This is a genomic window from Wolbachia endosymbiont of Madathamugadia hiepei (assembly GCF_013366855.1).
In the GTDB taxonomy this organism is placed as follows: Bacteria; Pseudomonadota; Alphaproteobacteria; order Rickettsiales; family Anaplasmataceae; genus Wolbachia.
On record NZ_WQMP01000113.1, the window covers coordinates 1 to 3,372 of the forward strand.

Consider the following 3,372-nt stretch of genomic DNA (forward strand, 5'->3'; position numbering starts at 1 on the left):
CTTATGCATTGGGTAACCTCCTATTGTTGCTAAAATACTGGAGTTTACCCTATTTCTCTCTCTACTCTCTTTCTAATCCATAGTTAGCGTCTATAGGAGTTATAGCACTATTATTTCCAATTGTAGCTGCAATTGGAGTAGGTATTGCAATTAAGCTTGCCGGAGTAGTGAAAAAGTATATATCTAATAAACAAAGAAAACCGCCAGAGGAAGAACCCATGCCTCCTCAACAAATAAAACCAGAGCGTTTACTGGATAGCGAGTTAAGGGAGGTCAATGTAGATAAGCACACACGGACCTCAGCTACTAGTTCACCACAGTAACCGCACCATGGCAGTGTTTGTATTTCTTTCCAGAGTTACAAGGGCATTTGTCGTTTCTTGAAACTTTGGGGAAACTATCCCTTTTAGTAGGGTACAACCTATTACCTATTTCTTGGTTATCTGCTAGCTTAAAGTGTGCTAGGCGATGAATGGTAAGCTCTTTCCACTTTTCAAGCATCGACTCAAACATCAAGAAAGCCTCGCGTTTAAATTCATTCAGTGGGTCCTTCTGCCCCATGGCACGCAAATTTATGCTTTGTCTTAGGCTTTTCAGAATTGAGAGGTGCTCCCTCCATAAATGATCGAGAGTCATGATCATCACTTGTCTCACTACCGTATTCCACAAATCTGTAGTTTGCTGACTATTGAAATATCTTTCCTTTTCAGTGAAGAATTCTTGCACTTTATTGTTTATGTAATCCAAAGCTTCTTGTTTATTTAAAAACTTCGCTAAGTCTTCTTTATCAAGTGTTATTCCATATCTCATATAGAATTCCTTAGCTATATCTTCAACATAGTCTTCGTAATAACCACTTTGCACTATGCTTTCTATTACACTCTCATTTACTTCACTATACACTTCAAACAAATCATTGATTTCATTGCCTAAAATATGATTTCTCTGCTTAAAAATAACTCTGCGTTGGTTGTTGATTACGTCATCAAACTTAAGCAGAGATTTCCGCACATCATAGTTTCGAGCTTCAACTTTCTTCTGTGCCTTCTCAAGTGCCTTATTGATCCATGGATGATGAATAGCTTCGTTGTTCTTTAGCCCCACCCTTTGCAAAAAACTTCTTATTCTATCGGAGCCAAATATTCTCATTAAATCATCTTCAAGCGACAAAAAGAACTTAGAAAGTCCAGGATCACCCTGGCGTCCAGAGCGACCACGTAATTGATCATCTATTCTCCTGCTTTCATGCCTTTCGGTTCCAACCACACATAAACCGCCAGCTTTTATAGCAATTTCCTTATCTTTTTTTACTCTTTCGACTATTTCTTGATATTTTTTTTCTCTTTCATCAGCATTTTTTATCTTATTTAGCTCCACTTTTGCTATCATTTCAGCATTGCCACCAAGCTGAATATCAGTTCCACGTCCTGCCATGTTAGTTGCTATGGTAATGCCGCCTGACATTCCAGCTTGCGCTATTATATACGCCTCTTGTTCGTGATAACGAGCATTCAACACTGAATGCTTAAGAGAATGGCTTCGCAAAAGCGCAGAAAGTTTTTCAGAGTTTTCAATACTAACCGTGCCAACAAGGACCGGTTGAAGGCGCTTGTGGCATTCCTCTATAAACCTCAACACAGCATTAAATTTTTCTTTTTCTGTGCCATAAATTTCATCATCAACATCTACTCTTTTTACAGGTACATTAGTTGGAATTTTTACTACATTCAGCTTATATATATCGCGAAACTCCTCCGCCTCTGTTGCTGCTGTTCCCGTCATACCAGAAAGTTTGTTGTACATACGAAAGTAATTCTGAAATGTGACCGACGCCAAAGTTTGGTTTTCATGCTGAATTTCAAGATTCTCCTTTGCTTCAAGTGCCTGGTGAAGACCATCGGAATATCTCCTGTCCTCCATCATACGCCCAGTAAACTCATCGATAATCACTACCTTGCCATCCTTTACTATATAATCTTTGTCAGCAGTAAACAGTTTATGTGCACGCAGTGCTTGATCTATATAGTGAGTCATTATCATGTTGCCAGTATCATAAAGCGAGGAATTTTCAGGAATGAGATTATATGATCTGAGTAATTCCTCCACCCGCAAAATGCCATCTTCAGTGAGGAATACTGCCCTACCCTTTTCATCCACCTCACAATCAGAATCAACTAATTTGGTTACTATTTTGTTTATGTGCTTATATATCTGATTGTTTTCCTCAACCGGACCGGAAATAATAAGCGGAGTCCGCGCTTCGTCAATAAGTATGGAGTCTACTTCGTCTACTATCGCATAATTGAAGCCTCTTTGCACCATATCTTCTTGAGAAAATTTCATATTGTCCCGCAAGTAATCAAAGGCAAGCTCGTTGTTTGTTGAATATACGATATCTGCACTATAAGCCTCTTTCCTCTCCTCGTCCGTCAAATTATTTGTAATGAATGCAACAGAGACCCCAAGAGAGTTATATAATTTGCTCATCCATTCTGTGTCTCGTTTTGCAAGGTAGTCGTTGACAGTGACAACATGTACACCTTTGCCTTCTAAGGAATTTAGGTATGCAGCTAAAGTTGCAACGAGTGTCTTTCCTTCACCTGTTTTCATTTCCGATATCATACCACTGTGAAGCACCATTCCACCGATCAACTGAACGTCGAAGTGTCTCATATTAAGGAATCTTCGCGATGCTTCGCGCACAACCGCAAATGCAGGTACGAGAAGGTCATTTAGTGTTTTTCCATCTTTCAACTCTCGTTTGAATTCCTCAGTCTTACCAGCCAGCTCCTCATCAGATAAGTTCTGCATTTCTGGTTCTAGCGCATTAATCTGCTGAGCAATTTTTCTGAAGGACTTTATTATCTTCTTATTCGTTGACCCGAATATCTTCCTTATAAAAAGAAACGGTAATATAAAAATGAAGAATATAAGAACAACTGTTAAAACTAACGTAGAATCTGACATAAACTTAAGTGTGTCTTATTTAATATGAGATTATATTACTAAATGCAGCCTGCAGCAATTACATATTAGATTTAGAAAATCTTTGGAAAGTCTTTTTTAAATCAAGAATTAAGAGTTTGCTAAGCAATTCCTATTCTTGAAGACCTTCTATCAACATGTAAAGACTCTATTGCATTATTTTAGGTGTTTGGTAATCTTTAATTTTTTATAGAATGAAGTTGTTGGTAGGTTTAGCAGGGTATGGATATAGAAAATAAACAATCTGAAGTACTCGGTAATTCTACATTTAAACGCTAACTATGGATTAGAAAGAAAGTAGAGAGAGAAATAGGGTAAACTCCAGTATTTTAGCAACAATAGGAGGTTACCCAATGCATAAGAATATAGCAGAGTTATTCTGTTTTG

Annotated in this window: 2 protein-coding genes; both read right to left on the reverse strand. The window is 37.8% G+C overall.

The window, feature by feature from the left end:
* Positions 1-61: 61 nt before the first annotated feature.
* The gene (locus tag GO685_RS04245; RefSeq protein WP_175937711.1) at positions 62-220 is read right to left on the reverse strand and encodes a hypothetical protein; all 159 of its coding nucleotides are present in this window, start codon (positions 218-220) and stop codon (positions 62-64) included.
* An 86-nt stretch (positions 221-306) separates the two neighbouring features.
* Positions 307-2,967: a preprotein translocase subunit SecA gene (gene secA / locus GO685_RS04250; RefSeq protein WP_218939228.1), complete on the reverse strand. Its 2,661-nt coding sequence runs from the start codon at positions 2,965-2,967 to the stop codon at positions 307-309.
* Positions 2,968-3,372: the final 405 nt, after the last annotated feature.